Source organism: Krasilnikovia sp. MM14-A1259 (assembly GCF_047159535.1).
Lineage (GTDB): Bacteria > Actinomycetota > Actinomycetes > Mycobacteriales > Micromonosporaceae > Actinoplanes.
Genome location: NZ_BAAGAJ010000002.1, coordinates 2,567,155 through 2,588,213, shown reverse-complemented (window position 1 = coordinate 2,588,213; position 21,059 = coordinate 2,567,155). Strand labels below are relative to the sequence as shown.

Below are 21,059 nucleotides of genomic sequence, written 5' to 3'. Positions count from 1 at the left end.
ATTCGCGGTGGACCCGCGTCAGGCTGCGGGCGCGCCGACGCCGAACGTGGTGTGGCCGTTGGCGTTGGTCAGCGCCAGCCGGCTGTGCACCGACGTGTTGCCGGCGATCGCCGCGTAGTACCCGGCACGGCGGCGGGCCGTGATGCTGCCCGGGTTCTCCGGCACGGGCGCCAGGTGCGGGTCGAGGTGTGTGTTGAGGCCGTCCTTCAACAGCGACAGCGCCTCCGCGCGCAGCTGGCTGATCCGGCTCTCGGTGACACCCAGGTCTGCCGCGATCTCGGCCATCGGCCGCTCGTTCAGGAAATACTCCGTGATCACGGTCTGCAGCCGGTCGGGCAGCGAGGCGATCGCGTGGTGCAGATAGCCGATCTGCTCGCGGCGCAGCAGCATGTCCTCCGGTCCCGGAGCGGGCTCGGTGACCAGGTCGTCCGCGCTGGAACTGGTGAAGTTCTGCAGCGACAGCACGGTCGCGCGCTGCACGTCCGTGTCGGTCTGGTGCAGCTCACTCGTGGTGGTGCCGAGCGCCTGGGCCAGTTCCTCGTTGGTCGGCGTACGGCCCAGTGCGGTCGTCAGCCGCTGCCGGGTCGTGTCCGTGGCGCGCGCCTTCGTCCGTACGGACCGGGTGGCCCAGTCCAGCGAGCGCAGCTCGTCGAGGATCGCGCCGCGGATACGCGTGGTCGCGAAGCGGTGGAACGGGATGCCGCGGTCCGGGTCCCAACTCCGCGTCGCCTTCACGAGGGCGTGCAGCCCCGCACTCGTGAGGTCGTCGCGGTGCACGTGATTAGGGATGCGGCTGAGCATGTCGCGGACGAGGTGGCCGACGAGCGGCATGTGCTGGCGGACGAGGTCTTCCTGTTCGCGGGCGGACAGGACGGTCACACCACCGGCGGTGTCGTCGTCGAGGTCGGCAGCAGTCGGGTCGGTGCTGGTCATGTCGTTTCCCCCGTGTGTGGTCGGCGGCCCGGGCGATGGGCATGCCGGCTGACAGGGGAAACTGTCTGTGATTCCGGGTACGCGTTCCGGTTGCGGAGAGTTGCCGCCGGGTTGTTTCCGCCGGGACTACTCGGATCCGCCTGCACGCCTCCGGGCACCGGCTCGGGGACGGCCGATCGCGGCAGCACGTCGCGCCCGGCGAAGCCGGGGGACAGGGGCGCGAAAGGGCGCGCGAGGAGTTACGTACCGTGATGATCCGCGGTCCTTGGGTTACCCGCGGTGGGGGCGCGACGGGGATTGGCGCGCCTGGTCCTGGGGGCGCCGCCGTGGGGGTTCGGCGGCGCCGATGATTGAATCGGCGCTGAGCGAACCCGGTTGAGGTTTGCCGGCCGCTGTGGCGGGTGTCGCTATGCCTAGGCGCGCGGCCCGGTCAGCTCGCGGGGTAGATGCGGGTCCGCCGGGCCCGCCGACGGCGCAACCGGCGGCGACGCTGGGTGAGCAGGAGCAGCAGCGGGGTGGCGGCGAGAACCACCGCGACCGCCGCGGCGGCACCCAGCGACAGGCCTCCCGGCGCAGCGGGGCGGGCCGACGCCTGCCGCTGTTTCGCCGCCGGGGCGGAGGTGTCCCCGGCCGCCTCGGTGTGCTCGTCCTGGGGGCCGACCAGCTTGCCGACCGACGTGCCGCGCGGCACCGAGAAGCCCCAGTCGAGCAGCGCCGCACCCTGCTGCCATCCGCGCAGCGGCGCGGCCTCGGCGCCGAGCAGCGTGGCGACCAGGCGGCGCCCGCCGCGCTCGGCGGCGCCGACGTAGCTGTGCCGGGCGAGCTGGGTGAAGCCGGTCTTCCCGCCGAGCGCGCCCGGGTAGTTGAAGATCAGGCGGTTCTCGTTCTGGATCTGGAACCCGCCCTTCTTCAGGGCCTTCTGGGCGGGCATCTGAGCGCTGCGGGTGAGCGTGTACCGGCGGAAGTCCGGCAGGCCGAAGCACACCCGGGCGATCAGCGCCAGGTCGTACGCGCTGGTGAACTGGCCCGGGCCGTCGAGGCCGGACGGGGTGACCGCGTGTGTCTGGTTTGCACCCAGGTGCTTGGCCTCCGCGTTCATCGCGGCCACGGTCGCGGCGACCCCGCCGTCCCCGCCGCCCGTACGGGCCAGTGCGTTCGCCGCGTCGTTGCCGGAGTTGAGCAGCAATCCGAGCCACAGCGTGGACACCGGGTACTTGCCGTCGCGCACGAGACCGACCGCGGAGCTGCCCGGCTCGATCGCCACGTCCTCGTCGGTGACCGTCACGGTCCGCTTCGGATCCAGTTTCGGGAGCACGGTCGCGGCCAGCAGCAGCTTCTGCACGCTGGCCGGGGTGCCGTACACGTGCGGGCCGCAGGCGCCCAGCACCTCGCCGGTGTCCAGGTCGGCGACCAGCCAGCTCGTCGCGGTCAGGGCGGGCGGCCGCGGTGAGCCGTCCGGCACGACCAGGCCGTCGGTGTCCAGCGCGGCGCCGCCGACCGCACGCATCGCGGGGTCGTTCGGGGGCGGCACCGGGCGGGCCGGGCGCCCGGGCGGCGGCTTGACCGGGGGCTTGGGGCACGGCACGGCCGCCGGGGCCGCGGCGGCCCGCGCCTGATGCGGCGGGGCGGCGATGGCGGCAGGCCCGATCGGCGCCGCGAGCACGGCGACAGCCGCGACCGCCACCGCGCTTCGCCACCGGGGTCGAAGGGCGCGCGTCACGGCCATACGACCCCCGCGTCGAGGCGGCGTTCCAGGAGTCGGGCCAGCGGCATGGTCTCCCCGTCGCCACCGCCCGCGCCGACCACCAGGCGGGGCGGGCTGGACACGGGCTCGGCGCCGGTGAACCGGGCGCGCAGCGACGAGGCGACGGTGAGCACGTAGTACTGCCCGTCCTCGCCGACGGCGATCGACCGGTTCGCCTTCAGATACCAGCCGCGCAGCCGCGTCCGGTACGTCGCGCGGCCGTCGAACGATCGGGCGGCCAACGTGGCGGGCGGAAGGCCCCGCTCGGCGGCCCGCCGCACGAAGTCGGTGAGCAGGGACGTCGCCTGGGCCACCTCGGTGGCCCGGTCCGCCTCGAGTGCGGCGGCTTGCCCCGCTACGGCCCGCCGGCGCTGCTCCCGCCAGGCGGCCCGCTCGTCGTTCATGGCGACGACCCTAACCTCTGCGTGGTGCCCTCAGCCACCCGGGTTTGCGAAGACGGTCGATCCCGCGCGGCCGCCGATTGGTGTGAATGGCAGTGCACCATTTCGCAAAACCATGGCTCGGAAATGGGCCGGGAGAATCGTTCCGTGTCGAATTTCCACGGAACCGTTGCGCCGGAACGCGGACACGGGTGACACTGATCGCGGTTCTTACGGAGAACAACGGGAGTCGTCATGGCGCGGCGGGTCATCACCACTTTGATCGACGATCTGGATGGCAAGAAGGCGGATCGCACCGTCGAGTTCAGTCTCGACGGCATGCACTACACGATCGACCTTTCCGAGACCAATGCGGGAAAGCTGCGTAAGGCGCTGGATCCGTACATCGCCGCAGGTACGCGGGTTGGGCGAGGCGGATCCGGGCGGGCGGTCGGGCGTTCGGGACGCACCCTCGCCGGCGGTCGTACGGCCAGCAGCCGCGACGAGAACCGATTGATTCGTGACTGGGCGCAGCGCCACGGTCACCAGATCTCCGAGCGGGGCCGCATTCCGTCAAGCGTCACCACGGCGTACCACCAGGCGCACGCCGGCTGACCGGAAAAGCTCAGGAAACACGTACGAAACCGTTGCTGCATTGTGGCGGCGACCGGGTGCTGCCGTACCCGTGTCCGGGGCCGGTCGCGCGGCCGGTGACGGCACCGGCGAAAACTGACATCCCGAGCCGGCCGGGTACGCCGGTCAATTTGCACGGCGGGCCGGAGAATGAACGAATCCGTATCGCTTCGTCACGTACGGTGACCATGGGTGGTGGTGTGGCGGGCCTCGGATGCGGCAGGCGATGATCTGATGCCGCACCGAAGGGCAGGAAGTCATGCCGGATCAACCCGACACCGCGACCGTCGCGGCGGCCCGCGCCGGTGATCCGGCCGCGGTGGACCGGCTCGTCGCCGGCTCCCTGCCGCTGGTCTACTCGATCGCCGGGCGCGCGCTCGACGGCCACGCGGACGCCGACGACGTCGTGCAGGACACGATGCTGCGGATCCTGCGCAACCTCGGCGACCTGCCGGATCCGGCGGCGTTCCGGTCCTGGCTGGTGACGATCACGGTGCGGCAGGTACGCGACCGGATGCGGGCGCGGCACGGCGCCGCCGACGCGCTCGATGCCGACGTCCGCGACCCGGGCGCCGACTTCACCGACCTGACGATCACCCGCCTGGAACTGTCCGGGCAGCGCCGGGAGACCGCCGAGGCGACCCGCTGGCTCGACGCCGACCACCGCGAACTGCTGTCCCTGTGGTGGCTGGAGGCGTCGGGGACACTGACCCGCGACGACCTCGTCGCAGGGCTGGGCGTCGCCCGCCAGCACGCCGCGGTCCGGATCCAGCGGATGAAGGAACAGCTGGAGACCGGCCGGGCAGTCGTCCGGGCACTCGCCGCGACGCCGGCGTGCCCCGAGTTGCGCCGCGTCACGTACGACTGGGACGGCCGCCCTGGCCCGCTGTGGCGCAAGCGGATCGCCCGGCACACCCGCGACTGCCCGCGCTGCGCGCCCGCCTGGTCCGGCCTGGTGGCCGCCGATCGGTTGCTGGCCGGCCTGGCGCTGGTCCCGGTGCCGCCCGGTCTGACCGTCGCCGGCGGTTCGGCGGTGCACGGCGCCGGGCAGGTCGCCGCGGCGGGCAAGGCAGGGGCTGGGGCGGCGAAGGCGGGGAGTACCGCAGCGAAGGCGGGGGCTGGGGCGGCGAAGGTGGGCGCTACGGCCGGCCGGCCCGCGGCGGGCGCGGGCAAATCGGCGACCGTGGGGAAGGCGTACCTCACGGTCGGGGTTGCCCGGCGCGTGCTCACCGCGGTGCTCGCGGCCGGGGTCGTGGCCGGGGGCGGCGCCGCCATGGTGGCATACCGGCATTCCGGCGCCCGGCCCGCCGGTCAGGCCGCGGCCGCGATCCCCCCGGTGACGCCGCAGGCCGCCGTGGCGTCGTCCAGCCCGGCCGTACCTGCGGCGTCGACCCGGGCCGCACCATCGGTTCCCGCGCGGGCCGAGCCCGCGGTCGCGCCCGTGAAGAAGGGGGCGAGCGTCTGGAGGTTCCCCGGCCTGTCCGGCGCCCTGCGAGACGTCGGAGCCGGTTGGTACTACAACTGGGCCGCGGACAACGCCGACGTGCCCGGCCCGGCCGGCGTCGAGTTCGTGCCCATGATCTGGGGCCGCGACAGCGTCACCGACGCCACCCTCGCCCGGGCCCGGCGCAGCGGCCGGGTGCTGCTCGGCTTCAACGAGCCGGACCTGCCCGGGCAGGCCGACCTGACCGTCGAGCAGGCACTCGACCTGTGGCCACGGCTGGAACGGACCGGCCTGCGCCTGGGCAGTCCCGCGGTCGCGTACGGCGGTGACGTTCCCGGCGGCTGGCTCGACCGGTTCATCTCCGGGGCGAAAGCCCACGGCAGGCGCGTCGACTTCATCACGCTGCATTGGTACGGCTCGGATTTCGGTCCCGCGGCGGTCGGCCAGTTCCTGCGGTACGTCGACGCGGTACACCGCCGGTACGGGTTGCCGGTCTGGGTCACCGAATTCGGCCTGGCGAACTTCGCCGGCGCTCCCAAGTATCCGAGCGGCGCCCAGGAGGCCGCGTTCATCAGTGGCAGCACGGCCGGGTTGCAGTCGCGCCGGTACGTCGAGCGGTACGCCTGGTTCGCGCTGCCCGCGGTCGGTGACAGCGCCGCGTTCGGGCTCTACCGGGACGGCGAAACCCCGACCGAGGCGGGGAAGGCGTACCGGGCCGCGGGATAGGGTCGGGTCATGATTCGCTTCGGCTACAAGGCGTCGGCGGAGCAGTTCCCGCCGACCGAGCTGCTCACGTACAGCGTCGAGGCGGAGCGGCTGGGCTTCGACTCGGTGTTCGTCAGCGACCATTTCCAGCCGTGGCGCCACGACGGCGGGCACGCCCCGGCGGCGCTGCCCTGGCTGGGCGCCCTGGCCGCGCGTACCGACCGGGTCCTGATCGGCACCAGCGTGCTGACCCCCACGTTCCGCTACCACCCGGCGGTCGTCGCGCAGGCGTTCGCCACGCTCGGCTGCCTCGCTCCGGGCCGCATCATCCTCGGCGTGGGCTCCGGGGAATCGCTCAACGAGGTGCCGCTCGGGGCACAGTGGCCGGAGGGCAAGGAGCGGTTCGCCCGTCTCAAGGAGGCGGTCACGCTGATCCGGCAGTTGTGGACCGAGGACCGGGTGACGTTCGAGGGCACGTACTACCGGACCGAGCTGGCGACGATCTACGACAAGCCCGAGCAGCCCGTGCCCATCTACATCGGTGCGTCCGGGCCCGCGGCGACGCGGCTGGCCGGGCGGGTCGCCGACGGCTTCATCACCACCAGCGGCAAGGGCCACGCGCTGTACACGGACACGCTGCTGCCGGCCGTACGGGAAGGGGCCGGCAAGGCGGGCCGGTCGGTCGACGACCTCGACCTCATGATCGAGGTGAAGGTGTCGTTCGACCCGGACTTCGAACGGGCCCGCAACGACACCCACTACTGGGGTGCGCTGGCCCTCTCGCCCGAGGAGAAGACCGGCGTCGAGGACCCCATCGAGATGCAGCGCCGGGCCGACGCGCTGCCGGTGGAACGCACCGCGACCCGGTGGATCGTCTCGTCCGACCCCGACGAGCATGCGGCGAAGGTCGCCGAATACCTCGACATGGGTTTCAAACACCTGGTCTTCCACGCCCCAGGCCCGGACCAGGACCGCTTCCTGCGGGTGTACGGCGAGCAGATCCTGCCCCGGCTGCGCAAGCACACCGGCGGCTGATCAACCCGGGTCGCTACCCCGGATTGCGCGCGCCTGGTGTGGCCCGCTGATGGCGCGAGCCGTCCCGGCGGGTCCGCCAGTCGCGCGCGCCCGGGACCTGGCCGGGCTCGGCGTGGCCGTCGCTGCGCAAGCGCCGCGCCGTGGACCGCTGCGCCACGGGCTCGGCGGCGTGCCGGGCTCCGGAACGGCGGTCCTGCCGCGTGGGCCCGCCGCCCGGTCCACCGGGCACCGCCTCGCGACCATCAGCCCACCCGTCTGCCGCACCCCGGCCCGCCTGCCCCGCGCGACCATCGGGCCACCGGTCGGCCGCGGCCGGGCCGACGCGCCGCCGGTGCCGGAGTTCGAGGCAGGCCGCGCGCAGCGCCCGGCTGAGCCCGCGCAGTGCCCGCCGCTGCCATGCCCCGTGGATGCGCGGGTAGCCGATGCTGGCCACCTCGACGACGCGCAGCCCCGCCGTCCCGGTACGCAGGGTGAGCAGCGGCGCGATCTCCGGCCCGTCGCCCCAGGGCTGGTCGCCGCGGCGCAACCCGGGCACGGTCGGCTCCGGCAGTCCGAACGCCGGCAGCACCGCACGCCAGTACGCGTTGTAGCCGTACCCGAGGTCGGTGAACCGGGTGCCGAACACCGGGTTGACCAGCCCGCACAACAGCCGGTCGGCGAGCCGTTCGAGACGCGACCCGCCGAGCTGTCCGCCGCCGTGGCGATACCGGGAGCCGTGCGCCACCTGCGCGCCGGACAGCAACGCGTCCACGAAGCGCGGCAGCTCGCCCGGGTCGGCCGAACCGTCGCCGTTGAGCGTGACCACGATGTCGCCGGTGGCCGCTGCGAACCCGCACGCGAGCGCGTTGCCCTTGCCGGCGCGGGTCTGCCGGACGAGCACCGCGTCGGGCCGGACCTCGCGGGCCAGGGCGACCGTGTCGTCCGTGGAACCGCCGTCGACCACGATCACCTGGTCGACCGGGGGCAGGCCCTCCAGGACGAGGGGCAGGTTCTCCTCCTCGTTGAGCACCGGGATCACCACACTGACGGTGGGTGACGACACGGGGTCGCGCGGCATCAACGGGGGCCGCGAGGAAGGCATGGCGGTGACTCCTCGAACGGTTTCGGGCGCGGGGGCGGCGCCGTCGCGGTTCAACCTAGCAAGCTCGTACGGTGCGTCAACCATGCGCGGCGTGGCAACCGGAAGCGGCGCGGGAATCGGGGTCATGCGGGACGGCGGCGGGAGCTAGGGTGCAGGGGGGCCGCCCGTGGGGCATCCCCGGCGATCCGCCCACCCGCTGAAAGGACGCCGCCGTGAAACTCGGCCTGCACATCTCCAACTTCACCTGGCCCGACGGGGCGCCCCGGCTGGGCGCGGTCCTGGGCGACGTGGCCGAAGCCGCCGACGACGCCGGATTCGAGCGGATCAGCGTGATGGACCACCTGTGGCAGATCGGGGTCATCGGGCCTCCGGAGCACGAGATGCTGGAGGCGTACACCGCGCTCGGCTTCCTGGCCGGGCACACCCGCCGGGCCAAGCTGCTGACGCTGGTGACCGGCGTGGTCTATCGCGAGCCGGGCCTGCTGGCCAAGGCGGTCACGACGGTCGACGTGCTCTCCGGCGGCCGGGCGATGCTGGGCATCGGCGCGGCCTGGAACGAGGAGGAGTCGCTGGGCCTCGGCCTGCCGTTCCCGCCGACCGCGGAGCGTTTCGAGCGGCTGGAGGAGGCGCTGCAGATCTGCCGCCGGATGTTCGACGGCGACGAGACCGCGTACGAGGGCAGGCACTACCGGCTCGGCCGCCTGCTCAACTCGCCCGCGCCGCTGAGCCCGCGCGTGCCGATCCTCATCGGCGGCGGGGGCGAGAAGAAGACGTTGCTGTTCGTCGCGAAGTACGCCGACGCGTGCAACCTGTTCGGCGGCCCGGACGTGCAGCACAAGCTCGACGTGCTGCGGGGGCACTGCGACGCCGTGGGCCGCGACTACGCGGAGATCGAGAAGACCGTGCTGTACAACTTCGACCTGGGCGAGAAGGGCGAGCGGGTCGACGAGATCGTCGCGGACCTGCGGCGGCTTGCCGGGCTCGGGTTCACCGTCGCGCACGGCAGCCTGCGTAACGCGTGGGACGTCAGCCAGTTCGAGATCTTCAAGAACGAGCTGATCCCCGCGGCCGAAGCGCTGTGAGCGGTATCGCGGCGGTCGTCTTCGACCTCGACGGCGTCATCATCGACACCGAAGGGGTGTGGGAGGAGGTCCGTCGGGGCTACGTCGCCGAGCACGGGCGCGCGTTCCTGCCGGACACCCAGCAGCGGATGATGGGCATGAGTACGGGCGAGTGGTCCCGCCATCTGAGCGTGGACGTCGGCGTCGGGCGTACCCCGCAGCAGGTCGCCGACGACGTGCTCGGCCGCATGGCGCAGCGGTACGCCGAGGCGCTGCCGCTGATCCCGGGTTCGGTGGCGGCGGTGCGGCGGCTGGGCCAGCGGTTCCCGCTGGCCCTGGCCAGCTCCTCCGCTCGCATTCTCATCGACCAGGTGCTGGCGACCGCCGGGCTGGCCGACGCGTTCCAGGTCACCCTGTCCACCGAGGAGGTGGCGCGCGGAAAGCCCGCCCCGGACGTGTACCTGGCCGCGGTGCAGCGGCTCGGGTTCGCGCCGAAGGAGTGCGTCGCAGTCGAGGACTCCAGCAACGGGCTAAGGGCCGCCGCTGCGGCCGGGCTGGCCGTGGTGGCGGTGCCGCACGGCGAGTACCCGCCCGCGCCGGACGCGCTCGAGCTGGCCGACCTGGTCGTCGAGGACCTGGGCGAGCTCACCGCGGACGTGGTCGCCAAGCTGCGCTGACGACCGCGCGGCGACCCCGTCCCCTACTCGCCGGTAACCTACCTACCGGCAGGTAACCGGCCGTCGCTGACCCGGCGACGCGCCTCAGACGTTTGATGGAGTCCGCGGTGTGGCCCGGGTGCAGTTCGGTTGCACGCAATCCGGCGGTCTTTCCGTGTGCTGCGGCCGCTCCCGATACTCGATCACATGGAAGCCGTCGCCCCCGTAACCCTCACCACCACAGGAGGGAGCCGCACCGCCGGTTGGCAGGTGCAGCTCCGTGTCGACTATGTCGTCAACAAGGTCATGCAGACGCACCGAGGCCAGTCCGAGGATGCCGTCGCGCAGGCGATCCAGGATCAGCTCCGCTACTTCGGAGTCGTGCCCAACGACCGCGACGTCGCGCGCTACGCGACCGTGATCTCGTCTCTGCCGCTGCTGCCCCCGGCAGAGGCCAAGGCCTGACGCAAGCGCCCCGGCCGAGCGGGGATGCTCATCGGGCCCGGCAACCTTGCCGGGCCCGATGCGTTCGGCCGGTTGTTCACCGGGCCGGGAAGCGCAGGATGCGGTCGTCGCCCGCGACGGGGTCGCCACGTCCGTCCCGGTTCGACGTGGTGAGCCACAGCGCGCCGTCCGGAGCGACCGCCACGGTGCGCAGCCGCCCGTACGTGCCGGTCAGCTCGGCCTTCGGGGCGCCGCCGTGCAGCGGAACGGTCCACAGGCGCCGCCCGCGCAGGGCCGCCACGTACAGGGTGTCGCCCGCGATCGCCGCCCCGGACGGGGACGCCTCGGTCGTGGACCACGTCACCAGCGGGTTGACGTACCGGGTGTCGTCCGACGTGCCCTCCACCTCGGGCCAGCCGTAGTTGTTGCCCGGCCGGATGATGTTGACCTCGTCGAAGCGGTTCTGGCCGAACTCCGTGGCGTACATCGTGCCGTCGGCCGACCACGCAAGACCCTGCACGTTGCGATGGCCCAGGCTCCACACCGGCGTGCCGCGCGGGTTGCCGGGCGCCGGGGCGCCGTCCGGGGTCAGCCGCAGGATCTTGCCGTTGGGATCCGCGGGATCCTGCGCGGAGGGGCGGTCACCGGCGTCGCCGGTCCCGGCGTACAGCATGCCGTCGGGGCCGAACGCGATCCGGCCCCCGTCGTGGAAGTTCGCCTTGTCGATGCCCTTGAAGATCACCTCCGGGGTGCTGCTGCTGCCCGGCCGGAACCGGACGATCCGGTTGTCGTGCTCCGCGGTGAAGTACGCGTACACCCAGCCGGTGCGGTCGTGGTCCGGCGCGACCGCGAGCCCCAGCAGCCCGCTCTCGCCCGCGTGCACCACCCCGGGCATGCGGTAGACCTCGCGGGGCGCCGCGCCGCCCGGCCGCACCTGAAGGATCCGCCCCGAGTTGCGCTCGGCGACCAGCGCGCTGCCGTCGGAGAGGAACGCCAGCCCCCACGGCACGTCCAGCCCCGTGGCGACCGTCTCGGGTGCGGACAGGTCCGGCGTCCTGGCCGGGGCGGACGCCGCCGGTGAGCGTGGGGCGGACGTCGCGGACGCCGGGGGCGGCGGGGGAGTGGGCGGGCCGCCGCCGCCGGAGCAGGCCGCCACGAACGCCACGCCGACGCTCGCCAGCGCCAGCGCCCCGCGCGGGCGTGTCCTCGTTGCTGCGCTCACATCCGCCCCCTCCGCCGCTGCTGGTGTCCCCTCCACGGTGACATCCTGCCGCTGCCCGGCGAACCGCCGGGGCCGCTCATCGGCGCGCCCCGGTTGTGCGGGTGCCGGTTCCCCGGTAGGCAGAGGTGGACCGGCCACTTTGTCTTCCGGAGGAACGATGCGGTTCCGAGCATTCGCCGCGCTGACCGCCGCGGCCACCCTGGTCCTCACCGGCCAGCCGGGTCCGGCGCACGCCGCCCCCACGCCGAACGTCGCGACCGGCCAGCCCGGCCCGGCGCTCGCGGCCCCGCCGAAGGTGCCCACCGCGTACGGCTACGGCGGCGCCGTGGCCACGGTGGACCCGACGGCCACCGCCGTCGGCCTGGACGTGCTGCGCCGCGGCGGCAACGCGGTCGACGCCGCCGTGGCCGCCGCGGCCACCCTCGGCGTGACCGAGCCGTTCTCCGCCGGGATCGGCGGTGGCGGTTTCCTCGTCTTCTACGACGCCGCACACCGCACGGTGCACACCATCGACGGCCGCGAGGCCGGCCCGGCCACGATGACGCCGACCATCTTCGTCGACCCGGCCGACGGGCAGGCGTACGACTTCCAGGAGGCCCGGATCAGTGGCATGTCCGTCGGGGTGCCCGGCACGCTCGCCACCTGGGCCGCGGCGAACCGGCGCTGGGGCACCCGGTCACTGGGCAGCCTGCTGCGCCCGGCCACCCGGGTCGCCGACCAGGGCTTCGCGGTGGACGCCACGTTCCAGCAGCAGATCGCGGACAACGCCGCCGCGTTCGGCCAGTTCGACGCGACCCGCGCGCTGTACCTGCCCGGCGGTGCGCCGCCCGCGGTCGGATCGATCCAGCGCAACCCCGATCTCGCGGCCACCTACCGGCTGATCGCCCGGCACGGGACGGACGTGTTCTACCGCGGCCCGGTGGGCGCCGATGTGGTCCGTACGGTGCAGCACCCGCCCGTCTCGTCGCATCCGGCCGGGACGTGGGCGTACCCGATCCGCCCGGGTGATCTGCGGATGTCGGACCTGGCCGGCTACCGGGTGCGCCACCCCGCGCCGACCCGGTCGCAGTATCACGGGCTCACCGTGTACGGGATGGCCACGCCGTCCAGCGGCGGCACGGCCGTGGGGGAGGCCCTCAACATCCTGGAGCCCTCCGACCTGGGGCATCTGCCGCTGATCCAGGCGGAGCACCGCTACCTGGAGGCGAGCGCGCTCGCGTTCGCCGACCGGAACCGGTACGTCGGCGACGGCACCCCCCGCTCCACCCTGAACACGCTGCTCAGCGACGGCTTCGCGCAGGCCCGGGCATGCCTGATCGACCCTGCGCACGCGCTGGCCAAGCCGGTGGCGCCCGCGCCGCTGACCGCCTCCGGCTGCCCCGGCGGCGTGCCGGGCAGCCCCGTCGAGGAGGGTCAGAGCACCACCAATCTGACCGTCGCCGACCGGTGGGGCAACGTCGTCGAGTACACGCTGACGATCGAGCAGACCGGCGGCAATGCGATGGTCGTGCCCGGCCGCGGATTCCTGCTCAACAACGAGCTGACCGACTTCAACTTCACCCCCACGCAGGGCAGCGCGCCCGACCCGAACCTGCCCGGCCCCGGCAAGCGGCCGCGCAGCTCGATGTCCCCGACGATCGTGTTCGACTACGGGCGCCCGCGGCTGGCTCTCGGCTCGCCCGGCGGCGCCTCGATCATCACGACTGTGCTGCAGGTACTGGTGAACCGTCTCGACCTGGGCATGTCCCTGCCCGAGGCGGTCGCGGCGCCGCGTGGCTCGCAACGCAACAGTCCGGGCATCCAGGCTGAGCCCGCCTACCGCGCCCAGTTCGGCACGCAGCTGACCGGGCTCGGGCACACGTTCGGGCCGGACATGCCGGAGCTCGGTGCGCTCACCGCGATCGAGTTCGGGCCGCACGGCCTGCTCACCGCAGCCGCCGAGCCGGTACGCCGCGGCGGCGGCGCCGCCGCGGTCGTGGTACCCCGCGGCTGATCCGAGACCCGGGGTGGTGGCCGCACGCCACCGCCCCGGGCTACGCGGCGAGCGCGATCGTCACGGCACCCGCGGCCACCAGCACCGCCGCCCACAGCCGGTCCACGTTGAACCAGGCCCGGCGCAGCACCGACAGCCCCACGTACTCGTAGATCAGCAATGCGCACGCGGCCATCGCCGCCAGCATTCCGGCGGTGTGCATCCCGGCCGCGGCCAGCCCCTGCAGCGCCGCCCCGGGGGTGCCGGCCGCCCCGGTGGGCGCCGCCGCCGGCGGATGCCCACCGTGCCCGGCGGGCAGCGGCGCCCGCACCAATACCGGCAGCAGCATCAGCCCGGCCCCGTGCGCGGACGACATGAGAAACGACCAACCGGCGAGCTGGTACGCCGACAGCCGCATCCCCGCCCACCGGAAGTGCCGCTGCGCCAGCAGCCGCCACAGCCCGAAGCCGACCAGCAGCGTCCCGCCCGCGACGCCGACGATCCGCGCCGCGCCCAGCGACGCCGTGGCCGAGACGACCGCCGCGACGATCGCGACCGACGCGAGATGCCCGGCCGCGATCGGCGGCAGCGACCCGAGCAGTACCCGCCGGCTGCGCTCCTGCATGCCCCGGGCCACCGCGAACAACCAGCCCATCGCCGGATTCAGGCCGTGGAACGCGCCGAGCGCGGCGAGCGCCGCCAGTTGGCCACCGGTCACGGGAAGCAGTACGAGTCGGACGACGCGTCCCCGCCCTGCAGCCGGGTCTGGTGCACGCGCAGCCCGCGGAACTCGTCGCCGTGCGGGAAGAACCTGGTATCCAGCGTCATGCCGCCCGCGTCCGGGTCCACGTCGATCTTCGCCATCCACGCGCCGACGCCGTCCGGGTAGAACTGGTCGTCCCACGAGCCGTACAGCGAGTTGGTGACGTAGACGCGGCGCCCGTCGCGGGACACCTCGACCATCTGCGGGCCGCCCGCCAGCGGCTCGTCCGGGTACGCGGGATGCGCCACCCGGCCCACCACCCCGCCGAGCCGGATCGAGCCGGTCTGCACCGGGTGCCTCGGGTCGCTCACGTCGTACTGTTTCAGTTCGCCGGTGCCCCAGCACGACACGTACAGGTAGCGGTCGTCGACGGACAGGTCGATGTCGGTGACCAGCGGGGGGACCGCCCCGAACGGCTGCAGGGCCGGTGGTAGCGCGGCGGGGTCGGCCGGTTCGGCGGCGATGTCGATCACCTTGGTGACGGCGAACTCGCCGCCGTCGCGGTGCCACAGCCAGATCGAGGCGGACAGGTCGGTGACATTGGTGACGACGCCGACGAAGCCGTACTCCTTGGTGGGGTCGTGGGCGGGGCGCAGCTCCAGCGTCATCTGGTGCTCGTCGCCGAGGTCGATGCTCTGCACCAGGGCGCGTTTGGCCAGGTCCCAGAAGTGGATCCGGTGGCCGTACCTGCGGGCGAGCAGCAGCTCCGGGTTCACGCCGTCCTCGATCATGGACGGGGTGCCCCACTCGGAGGTGACCAGCACGTCCCGGGTGAGATGCCACCAGAAGTCGTACGCCAGGTACTGGTCGCCGCGGTCGTGCTCCCACGCCCCGCGTACGTCGAAGGTGGTGTGGTCGAGCACCGCGATGCCGCCGGGGCCTTCGTCGCCGGTGCCCGCGCCGAGAGCGGAGACGTAGATCCCGTCCGGTCCGCAGTGGATGGTGTGCGGCCGGGAGTAGCCCGCCTTCGTCGCCAGTTCCGTTGCGCTGATCTCCTTGACCAGCCGCGGGTTGCGCGGGTCGTCCTTGGTGTCCAGTACGTAGATCCGCGACGAGCGCAGGCCGGGAACGATCAGGTAGCGGCGTTCCACGTGCGGGTGCGGCGCGGTCGGGCACAGCGCGCTGGAGCATGCGTTCCAGCCGAAGTGGTGGAGTTCGTCGCCGACGTGCGGCAGGTCGGTCCAGCCCACCACGCGGCCGTAGTCGGCGGAGCCGGGGTCGGTGTCGAGCACCGCGATCGCGTCGGGCCGCGTCGCCGAGCGGTCGAACGCGGCGACGTACGCGAGCCGTTCGGCCGGGGCGCCGGCCGCGTCGCGGGGCGATGGGTAGAACGTGGGATCCGGAGTCCAGCGGGTCATGCCAGCAGTCTGGCGTGCCCGGCGCGCCGGAGGCCAGAACCGATCCCCGGACGGGGGAACTCAGCGCGCCGCGAGCGGCAGCCGGACCACCACCGTCGTACCCGGACCCTCGTGGTCGGCCAGCTCGATCGTGCCGTGGTGACGCTGCACGATCGCCCGGGTGACCGACAACCCGAGCCCCGTGCCGGGGATGGCCCTGTTGCGGGCCCGGTTGCTGCGGTACATCCGGTCGAACAACCGCTCCCGCTCGTCCTCGGTGACCCCGATGCCGGTGTCTGAGACGGTCAGCTCCGCGGCCCCGCCGGTGACGCTGAGCTGCACGGACACCTGGCCGCCGTCGGGGCTGTACTTCACCGCGTTGCCGAGCAGGTGGTCGACCACCTGCCGCAGCCGGACGGGGTCACCCGGCAGCACCAGCGCCTCGGGCAGGTCGGCGCTGACCGTGACGTCGGTGCCGGCGGTCTCCTCGCGGATCTGCGCCACCGCCTCGGCCGTGACCGCCGCGATGTCCACCGGGCCGGTGCTCATCTCGATGTGGCCGGTGTCCAATGCGGACAGTTCGAGCAGCTCGTCGATGATGCGCCGCAACTGGGCAGTGTTGCGTTCGATCACTTCCAGCATCGCCGGGGCGTCCGCGGCCAGCGCCTGCGCGTCCGCCCCGCGCAGCAGCTCCGTGTACGTGCTGATCGCGGTCAGCGGCGTGCGCAGTTCGTGGCTGATGAGCGCCAGGTATTCGTCCTTGCTGCGGTTGAGTTGCCGCTGCAGGTCCTCCACGAGGCGGCGGGCCAGGAACTGGCCGATGTGCGCGGCGATGCCCGCCAGCAGTGCGACCAGTTCGTCCTCGGGGTCCTCGACGGTGTCGGCGAAGACGGTGAGCACGCCGAGGATGTCGCGGCCGTCCTGCACGGGCACCGCGAGCGCGGCGTGCAGCTGGGACCAGCCTCCGGTCCGGAGCGGGATCAGGCTTTGCGGCTGGCCGATGTCGCGCAGCCACAGCGGTTTGGCGACCTGCCAGGCCCGGCCGGCCAGCCCCTCGCCGAACGCCAGCTCCGGGGGGACCTCGATGTCGCCGCCCTGCCAGTACGGTGCGGTCCAGTGCGCGGCCGGCCGGGTCAGCCCGGCGGGAACGTCCACCAGCCACAGTTCGGCGTGTATCCAGCCCAGGGTGGAGACGACCGCGTCCAGCACGCGCCGCCCCGCCGCCTCGACGGTGTTCTCCTCGCCCAGCGCGGTCGCCACGGCCAGCTCGCACGAGCGGAACCGTTCGGCGCGCCGCTGCCGGGTGACGTCCTGCAGCGCCGCCACCGCACCCTGCGTACGCCCGTCCGGGCCGATGATCGGCTGGGCGTCGACCAGGTAGTGCCGCATCCGCCGGTGCCGCCCCTGGACGACCAGCCGTTCGTTGCGCAGGTGCTCGCCCTGCAGGGCCCGCCGCAGGACGTTGTCACCGTGGGTCAGCGGCCGGCCGAGTTCGTCGAGCAGGCCGTCGACCGAGGCCGGGTCGTCCAGGTTGGCCGGGACGGGCGCGTCGCCCCACAGCCGGAACATCTGGGTGTTGATCAGTACGAAGTGGCCCTCCGGGTCGCACGCGACGACCCCGTCGTGCAGGCTGTCGAGCACCGCGTCGAGGAAGCGCCGCTGCCGGTCGATGAGGTGCCGGGCGACCTGCTCGGTGACCAGCTGGGTGGCCACCCGGGAGGCCATCGCGCCGCCCGCGACCTCGTCGGCGGTCCACGGCCGGGGCGCCGGGTCGTAGGCGCTGCACACCCCGACGACCGCGCCGTCCTGGTCGTGCACGGGCTGGCCCAGGTAGGCCCCGGCGGGGCCGCCGTCGGACGACAAGTCGGCGATGATCACCGCGTCGGCGGCGGTGACGACGCGGGTGGCCAGGTCGTCCGGCACGGGCACGGCGTCCGTGCCGTGTTTCCCGCAGGTCTGCAGGGAGCCTTCCAGTAACAGCGAGATCGTGGCCGCGGGGGCGCGTGCCGCGCGTGCCAGCAGCCCGGCGAGCTGGTCGGCGGAGGCGCCCGTGAACAGCTCGCGCGGCAGATCGGCCAGGCCGGGGGTGCGGCGCGGCGGCGCGTCGCGCGCCCGCCCGGCGCCGGTGCCGGCGTCCGTCCGACCCATGGCCCGACCTCCCGTTGAAGCCTAACAAGACCAAAACGGCAAAACCGGCTATTCAGGTACGGGTGACTGCCGGGTCGGTCGGCGTGCGCCGCCTCACGGCCGAGGGACGGGATCCGGCCCGGTGATCGCGACGCGATGGAAGACCAGGTCGACGATCGGCCGTCCGGCCAACTCCCCGCGCCGCTCGAACTTGGTCACCGGTCGGTGCCGCGGGCGCGGCGCAGCCCCCTCGTGCACGTTACGCAGCGCCGGGTCGGCGGCCAGCGTGGCAGCCATCGCCTCGGCGTACTCCGGCCAGTCCGTGGCGCAGTGCAGGACGCCGCCGGGGCGCAGCCGGTCGCGGAGCAGGGCGACGTTGTCCGGCCGGATCAGCCGGCGCTTGTGGTGACGCGCCTTGGGCCACGGGTCCGGGAAGAACGCGTGCACCGCGTCCAGGCTCGCGGGCGCGAGCCGGTGCACCAGCTCCATCGCGTCGCCGCACGCCACCCGTACGTTGCGCAGGCCCCGCTCGCCGACCAGGGCCAGCAGATTGCCGATGCCCGGCGTGTGCACCTCGACCGCGAGGTAGTCGCGGCCGGGGTCGGAAGCCGCCATCGCCGCGGTCGACTCGCCCATCCCGAACCCGATCTCCAGCACCCGCGGGGCGTCGCGGCCGAACATCTCACCCAGGTCGAGCGGCGTACGGTCGCCATCGACGACCGTGAGCCCGAGCGTGGGCCACAGGGCGGCCATGGCATCGGCGTGGCGGGTGCTCACCCGGCCCCGGCGCGGGTGGAACGTGCGGATGGGGCGGGCAGCCGTGGTCTCAGACATCAGGCGACCACGATAGCCGCCGGCGGACTGACGGCCGCGCCCCACCGCAGCGGATCACTACGCGACAGGCTGCACACTCGGCTGGGACCCGGCGTGGAACGGGGTGCGCGCGCCGGTGCGCATGTCGAGCACCAGAACCCACGAGCCGCCCCGGTACTGCCCGGTCACCACGGCCTTGCCCGCGTCGACGTACGCCAGCTCCCGGTCCTGCGCCGCGCCCACGGTCCGCTTCGCCCCGGTCGCCGGGTCGAACTCGACCAGGTGCACCGGCTGGTTGTCGGCCGCGGTCTCACCCTGCTGGTAGGCGGTCCAGGCCAGCCGCGTGCCGTCCGGGCGCCAGCTCGGCATGACCGCGAAACCGGAATTCTGCAGGCCGCCGCCGCCGTACGCGGCCACGGTGCGCTCGTCGCCGGTGGACACCGTGCCGACCGTGAGGCAGTCGTCGTAGACCGACTCGCAGACCCCGCCCCGGAACGCGATCGAGGTGCCGTCCGGCGACCAGGCCACCGCGTTGTCGAAGCGCAGCCGCTCGGCCAGCGTGCCGGTCGCCGCGGGCGTGGCAGCAGGCTGGTCGGGCAGGGCCTCGCCCCGGCACTCGGCCGGGAACAGCACCTGCGGGCCGGCGCCCGGGACGGTCGCCGAGATCCGGTAGACCCCCGGCCCGCCGGTGCAGGACAGCGACGCGAACGCGATCCACTGGCCGTCGGGTGACCAGGAGGCGCCCGCCGCCGGGCGGGTGCTCAGCCGCCGCTTGGCGCTGCCGTCCGCCTTCATGACCCACAGCTGGCCGCTCTTGAGAACGGCCAGCTGGCGGCCGTCGCGCGACCAGCGGGGCCGGGAATATCCCCCGCCGGTGGTCAGGCGGGTCTCGGCGGCGCCCTTGCTGACGTACACGTTGCCGCTGCGCACGTAGGCCACCTGGGTGCGCATCACCGGCGCGGCGCCGCCCGCCGCCGGTGTCGCGCTGGCCGGTGCTGCCTGCCACACCGCTCCCGCGGCGGCTCCCAGCACCGCCAGAACCATGCCACCCGTGCGTCCCACTGCTCCCATGACGAACGCCCCCCGACGTCTCGTTTCCCCCCGGGCACAACTCCCCTTGCCATCGAGAGCATCGTCGCAACCGAGCTGCACCTGAGCGATTCCCAATCCGAAACCGAAAAAATCACACCGCCGGCCCCTCCGCCGGTCCCTTCGGGTGGGGGCGAAGGCCCCGGGCCGCCGCCCCCACCCGGCAGTGGATCAGGCCGCGGTCGCCGTCCACATGGCGGAGAACGCCGCGGCCTCCCCGGCGAGCCAGCGCTCCACGTCGCCGGTGCGGGCGGCGGGGTCGAGGCGATGGGTGACACCTCGGCGCAGGTCCACCAGCACGGGCTCGGCTCCGGGCAGGATCTGGTCCATGTGCCGGGACATGAGGTGCAGCGTTGCCGTGATCACCTCGGCGGTGGGCGGATCCTCGTCGAAGTGCAGGCGCACCGCCTCGCGGCGGCCGTCGGCGAAGCGCAGCCCGAAATGCGGGTTGATCTTCACGGCGAGCGGGCCGACCGCGGCGAGCGCGTCGTGGGTCCGGGCCAGGCCGACGGTCTCGGGGTCGCCGAGGGAATGCAGGTAGGTCGCCGCGCCGGCACTGACCGCCTCGTACAGCGGGCGCCACCGCGGCTTGACCAGGTCGGTCACCCCGCCCAGGTAGCTGCCGCCGGTGCGGAACGCGAGATCGGCCTTGAGCGCCTTCACGAGCTGGCCGTGCGGATTGAAGCCGGACCGGCGCTCACGCTGGCGGCGCAGGCCGCCGACGAACTGGGCCTTGGCGGGACCGGTGCGAGCGACATACCGGGTGAAGCCGAGCATGGTCGCGTAGGGCGGGATCGTGGGGGTGGAGGTGAGCGGACGGGACGCCGCGGATGGCGGCACAACGGGCGTGGTCACGTGATCTCCCCGCAGGTCAGAAGCCGTTTTCGTACATACATTCTAATCGACGGGTACGACATTCCCAACGCTCCGACGGCGGGCCCGGCTGTCCGGTCCAGTCGAAGTTGGCCAGTCCGCGTGGAGTTGGCCAACGGCGTGGCGACGTCCGGCCGAAGGTGGCCGGCTGGCGGGCCGTCCATAGGGTGACCCCCATGCCCATACCCGAGTTCGTCGTCGCCTTGCGCTCCAAGATCGGGCACGCCCCGCTACCCCTGACCGGCGTGATCGCCGTCGTGCTCGACGAACGGAACCGGGTACTCCTGGTCCGCCGGTCGGACAACCACGAGTGGGCCCTCACGACCGGGTGCCTGGAGCCCGGCGAGCAGCCGGCCGACGGTGCGTTGCGCGAGGTGTTCGAGGAAACCGGTGTCCAGGTGACGGTGGAGCGGCTGCTCTCCGCCGAGGCGCTGGACCTGTCCGTCGCACCCAACGGCGACCAGGTCCACTGGCTGGCCATCGGACTGCGCTGCCGGCTGGTCGACGGTGACGCGAGGGTCAACGACGACGAGTCCGTTGAGGTCGGCTGGTTCGACCCGCACGCGATGCCGCCGCTGCCTCCCCATCAGGAACGGTGCCTGACGCTCGCGTTGACCGACGATGCTGACCCCTGGATCGCTGCCCCGACCGCCGGCCATCCCAATCGGCCCACCGAAAGTGCCAGGTAGATCCGGACTGTTCGCGGCCGTACCGGTGTGGGGCACACCGGCGGTCCTGGGGGAGATC

General features: G+C 73.3%; 19 protein-coding genes. 8 read left to right on the top strand and 11 right to left on the bottom strand.

The window, feature by feature from the left end; genetic code table 11:
* Window positions 1-18: 18 nt before the first annotated feature.
* From ACMCNK_RS11415 to ACMCNK_RS11405, 3 genes are all read right to left on the bottom strand, one after another.
* Window positions 19-933 (bottom strand): sigma-70 family RNA polymerase sigma factor, encoded by a 915-nt coding sequence (locus ACMCNK_RS11415; protein WP_412736366.1) that lies wholly within the window; start codon window positions 931-933, stop codon window positions 19-21.
* A gap of 430 nt (window positions 934-1,363) precedes the next feature.
* Window positions 1,364-2,659, bottom strand: a complete 1,296-nt coding sequence (locus ACMCNK_RS11410; RefSeq protein WP_412736365.1) for a D-alanyl-D-alanine carboxypeptidase family protein — start codon at window positions 2,657-2,659, stop codon at window positions 1,364-1,366.
* The gene (locus tag ACMCNK_RS11405; protein WP_412736364.1) at window positions 2,650-3,081 is read right to left on the bottom strand and encodes a hypothetical protein; all 432 of its coding nucleotides are present in this window, start codon (window positions 3,079-3,081) and stop codon (window positions 2,650-2,652) included. The genes ACMCNK_RS11410 and ACMCNK_RS11405 overlap by 10 nt, the downstream gene beginning before the upstream one ends.
* Before the next feature lie 231 nt (window positions 3,082-3,312).
* On the opposite strand from ACMCNK_RS11405, the gene ACMCNK_RS11400 reads away from it, so the two are divergent.
* The 3 genes from ACMCNK_RS11400 to fgd all read left to right on the top strand — a co-directional run bounded on the left by ACMCNK_RS11400 (window position 3,313) and on the right by fgd (window position 6,874).
* The gene (locus tag ACMCNK_RS11400; protein WP_412736363.1) at window positions 3,313-3,672 is read left to right on the top strand and encodes a histone-like nucleoid-structuring protein Lsr2; all 360 of its coding nucleotides are present in this window, start codon (window positions 3,313-3,315) and stop codon (window positions 3,670-3,672) included.
* A 277-nt stretch (window positions 3,673-3,949) separates the two neighbouring features.
* Complete coding sequence (locus ACMCNK_RS11395; protein WP_412736362.1) at window positions 3,950-5,860, top strand: sigma-70 family RNA polymerase sigma factor; 1,911 nt, start codon at window positions 3,950-3,952, stop codon at window positions 5,858-5,860.
* A gap of 9 nt (window positions 5,861-5,869) precedes the next feature.
* Window positions 5,870-6,874: a glucose-6-phosphate dehydrogenase (coenzyme-F420) gene (fgd, locus tag ACMCNK_RS11390; protein WP_412736361.1), complete on the top strand. Its 1,005-nt coding sequence runs from the start codon at window positions 5,870-5,872 to the stop codon at window positions 6,872-6,874.
* A 13-nt stretch (window positions 6,875-6,887) separates the two neighbouring features.
* On the opposite strand, the gene ACMCNK_RS11385 is transcribed toward fgd, so the two are convergent.
* Complete coding sequence (locus ACMCNK_RS11385; protein WP_412736360.1) at window positions 6,888-7,955, bottom strand: glycosyltransferase family 2 protein; 1,068 nt, start codon at window positions 7,953-7,955, stop codon at window positions 6,888-6,890.
* A 212-nt stretch (window positions 7,956-8,167) separates the two neighbouring features.
* On the opposite strand from ACMCNK_RS11385, the gene ACMCNK_RS11380 reads away from it, so the two are divergent.
* From ACMCNK_RS11380 to ACMCNK_RS11370, 3 genes are all read left to right on the top strand, one after another.
* Window positions 8,168-9,037, top strand: coding sequence for an LLM class F420-dependent oxidoreductase (locus tag ACMCNK_RS11380; RefSeq protein WP_412736359.1), 870 nt, complete (start codon window positions 8,168-8,170; stop codon window positions 9,035-9,037).
* On the top strand, window positions 9,034-9,693 hold the full coding sequence (locus tag ACMCNK_RS11375) for an HAD family hydrolase (protein WP_412736358.1): 660 nt from the start codon (window positions 9,034-9,036) through the stop codon (window positions 9,691-9,693). The genes ACMCNK_RS11380 and ACMCNK_RS11375 overlap by 4 nt, the downstream gene beginning before the upstream one ends.
* 186 nt (window positions 9,694-9,879) lie before the next feature.
* Window positions 9,880-10,137, top strand: a complete 258-nt coding sequence (locus tag ACMCNK_RS11370) for a hypothetical protein (protein WP_412736357.1) — start codon at window positions 9,880-9,882, stop codon at window positions 10,135-10,137.
* Between the two features lie 76 nt (window positions 10,138-10,213).
* Here the strand turns inward: ACMCNK_RS11370 and ACMCNK_RS11365 are convergent, their stop codons facing one another.
* Complete coding sequence (locus ACMCNK_RS11365) at window positions 10,214-11,476, bottom strand: PQQ-dependent sugar dehydrogenase (protein ID WP_412736356.1); 1,263 nt, start codon at window positions 11,474-11,476, stop codon at window positions 10,214-10,216.
* 19 nt (window positions 11,477-11,495) lie between these two features.
* Between ACMCNK_RS11365 and ggt the strand changes: the two genes are divergently transcribed.
* Window positions 11,496-13,331, top strand: a complete 1,836-nt coding sequence (ggt, locus tag ACMCNK_RS11360) for a gamma-glutamyltransferase (RefSeq protein ID WP_412736355.1) — start codon at window positions 11,496-11,498, stop codon at window positions 13,329-13,331.
* A gap of 40 nt (window positions 13,332-13,371) precedes the next feature.
* Here ggt and ACMCNK_RS11355 read toward each other — a convergent pair whose 3' ends face one another.
* From ACMCNK_RS11355 to ACMCNK_RS11330, 6 genes are all read right to left on the bottom strand, one after another.
* A complete protein-coding gene (locus tag ACMCNK_RS11355) occupies window positions 13,372-14,028 on the bottom strand; it encodes a hypothetical protein (protein ID WP_412736354.1) in 657 nt (218 codons plus the stop codon).
* A complete protein-coding gene (locus tag ACMCNK_RS11350; RefSeq protein WP_412736353.1) occupies window positions 14,025-15,431 on the bottom strand; it encodes a selenium-binding protein SBP56-related protein in 1,407 nt (468 codons plus the stop codon). The genes ACMCNK_RS11355 and ACMCNK_RS11350 overlap by 4 nt, the downstream gene beginning before the upstream one ends.
* A gap of 60 nt (window positions 15,432-15,491) precedes the next feature.
* On the bottom strand, window positions 15,492-17,558 hold the full coding sequence (locus tag ACMCNK_RS11345) for an ATP-binding protein (RefSeq protein ID WP_412736352.1): 2,067 nt from the start codon (window positions 17,556-17,558) through the stop codon (window positions 15,492-15,494).
* 93 nt (window positions 17,559-17,651) lie between these two features.
* Window positions 17,652-18,371, bottom strand: coding sequence for a tRNA (guanosine(46)-N7)-methyltransferase TrmB (trmB, locus tag ACMCNK_RS11340; protein ID WP_412736351.1), 720 nt, complete (start codon window positions 18,369-18,371; stop codon window positions 17,652-17,654).
* Between the two features lie 57 nt (window positions 18,372-18,428).
* A complete protein-coding gene (locus ACMCNK_RS11335; RefSeq protein WP_412736350.1) occupies window positions 18,429-19,421 on the bottom strand; it encodes a hypothetical protein in 993 nt (330 codons plus the stop codon).
* A gap of 189 nt (window positions 19,422-19,610) precedes the next feature.
* Window positions 19,611-20,216 carry a hypothetical protein gene (locus ACMCNK_RS11330; RefSeq protein ID WP_412740822.1) on the bottom strand — a complete coding sequence of 202 codons (606 nt, stop codon included), beginning with the start codon at window positions 20,214-20,216 and terminating at the stop codon, window positions 19,611-19,613.
* A gap of 272 nt (window positions 20,217-20,488) precedes the next feature.
* Between ACMCNK_RS11330 and ACMCNK_RS11325 the strand changes: the two genes are divergently transcribed.
* Window positions 20,489-21,001: an NUDIX hydrolase gene (locus tag ACMCNK_RS11325; protein ID WP_412736349.1), complete on the top strand. Its 513-nt coding sequence runs from the start codon at window positions 20,489-20,491 to the stop codon at window positions 20,999-21,001.
* The last annotated feature ends 58 nt before the right edge of the window (window positions 21,002-21,059 follow it).

Excerpts from the sequence above, each read along its gene's own strand:
- ACMCNK_RS11415 (WP_412736366.1), bottom strand. The coding sequence starts at position 933 with ATGACCAGCACCGACCCGACTGCTGCCGACCTCGACGACGACACCGCC.
- ACMCNK_RS11410 (WP_412736365.1), bottom strand. The coding sequence starts at position 2,659 with ATGGCCGTGACGCGCGCCCTTCGACCCCGGTGGCGAAGCGCGGTGGCG.
- ACMCNK_RS11405 (WP_412736364.1), bottom strand. The coding sequence starts at position 3,081 with ATGAACGACGAGCGGGCCGCCTGGCGGGAGCAGCGCCGGCGGGCCGTA.
- ACMCNK_RS11400 (WP_412736363.1), top strand. The coding sequence starts at position 3,313 with ATGGCGCGGCGGGTCATCACCACTTTGATCGACGATCTGGATGGCAAG.
- ACMCNK_RS11395 (WP_412736362.1), top strand. The coding sequence starts at position 3,950 with ATGCCGGATCAACCCGACACCGCGACCGTCGCGGCGGCCCGCGCCGGT.
- fgd (WP_412736361.1), top strand. The coding sequence starts at position 5,870 with ATGATTCGCTTCGGCTACAAGGCGTCGGCGGAGCAGTTCCCGCCGACC.
- ACMCNK_RS11385 (WP_412736360.1), bottom strand. The coding sequence starts at position 7,955 with ATGCCTTCCTCGCGGCCCCCGTTGATGCCGCGCGACCCCGTGTCGTCA.
- ACMCNK_RS11370 (WP_412736357.1), top strand. The coding sequence starts at position 9,880 with ATGGAAGCCGTCGCCCCCGTAACCCTCACCACCACAGGAGGGAGCCGC.
- ggt (WP_412736355.1), top strand. The coding sequence starts at position 11,496 with ATGCGGTTCCGAGCATTCGCCGCGCTGACCGCCGCGGCCACCCTGGTC.
- ACMCNK_RS11350 (WP_412736353.1), bottom strand. The coding sequence starts at position 15,431 with ATGACCCGCTGGACTCCGGATCCCACGTTCTACCCATCGCCCCGCGAC.
- ACMCNK_RS11345 (WP_412736352.1), bottom strand. The coding sequence starts at position 17,558 with ATGGGTCGGACGGACGCCGGCACCGGCGCCGGGCGGGCGCGCGACGCG.
- trmB (WP_412736351.1), bottom strand. The coding sequence starts at position 18,371 with ATGTCTGAGACCACGGCTGCCCGCCCCATCCGCACGTTCCACCCGCGC.
- ACMCNK_RS11335 (WP_412736350.1), bottom strand. The coding sequence starts at position 19,421 with ATGGGAGCAGTGGGACGCACGGGTGGCATGGTTCTGGCGGTGCTGGGA.
- ACMCNK_RS11330 (WP_412740822.1), bottom strand. The coding sequence starts at position 20,216 with ATGCTCGGCTTCACCCGGTATGTCGCTCGCACCGGTCCCGCCAAGGCC.
- ACMCNK_RS11325 (WP_412736349.1), top strand. The coding sequence starts at position 20,489 with ATGCCCATACCCGAGTTCGTCGTCGCCTTGCGCTCCAAGATCGGGCAC.